Source organism: Cobetia sp. SIMBA_158 (assembly GCF_046566945.1).
Lineage (GTDB): Bacteria > Pseudomonadota > Gammaproteobacteria > Pseudomonadales > Halomonadaceae > Cobetia > Cobetia amphilecti.
Genome location: NZ_JAWJYL010000108.1, coordinates 1 through 378 on the forward strand (window position 1 = coordinate 1; position 378 = coordinate 378).

Genomic DNA, 378 nt, shown 5'->3' on the forward strand with positions numbered 1-378 from the left:
AGTAAAAAAAGAGTTTGACGTTACTACTAAGGAAACGTCACAGCAAGTATATTTAAGACTTTATCTATCAGCCTTTAAAAGTGGATTAGTTTCGGAATTGAAGCCTACTAACTTCACAGTACTTTTAGGAATTTGTAGTTATATGGATCAAAATGGTGAATGTTATCCGACACAACGACAACTAGCCGAAAGATGCGGTGTTAGTAAGACAACCGTGAATAAAGCTATCAACGAGTTGCTAGAATTTAAAATTAATAATAAGCCTTTACTGGAAAGAAAACTAGTTAAACAAGGACTTCATAAGAATAGTGCTTACACTGTACACCCGATGTCACAGGTAGCTATTTTTGGGGGTGAAGTTGATAACAGTATTGAAAC

At 34.9% G+C, this 378-nt stretch carries 1 protein-coding gene; it reads left to right on the forward strand.

What is annotated here, in order from left to right:
- Positions 1-378: helix-turn-helix domain-containing protein (locus tag R2R70_RS19190; protein ID WP_410978778.1), on the forward strand; the 378-nt coding region annotated here is incomplete at both ends.